Here is a 259-nt window from a genome sequence, read left to right as displayed (position 1 = left end):
AAAAGTATAGGACGTAATACATTTATCAATAAAACCTTATTAAGCCTCTTACAACCAAGTATAAAGAAAAAAGACCTTGTAGGTGCTGTATCTTTTTTTGATGGAAGGTTTATAGATTCTCGTATGGTTATTGCTTTATTACAAAGTGCACAAAATTATGTAGCAGTTGTTAGAAACTATAGTGAAGTAAAAGAATTTATATACGATAGTGAACATAAAATAAAATCATTAAAATATATAAATAAAATTACATATGAAG

Annotated in this window: 1 protein-coding gene; it reads left to right on the top strand. The window is 25.5% G+C overall.

Annotation, left to right across the window (positions count from 1 at the left end):
- The coding region (locus ETC27_RS18490; RefSeq protein WP_205742789.1) for a hypothetical protein at positions 1-259 on the top strand (259 nt) is incomplete at both ends.

The organism is Onishia niordana, from assembly GCF_004798965.1.
In the GTDB taxonomy this organism is placed as follows: Bacteria; Pseudomonadota; Gammaproteobacteria; order Pseudomonadales; family Halomonadaceae; genus Onishia; species Onishia niordana.
Note: the sequence above shows the minus strand (reverse complement) of the source record. Positions and strands in the feature narration are given on the sequence as shown.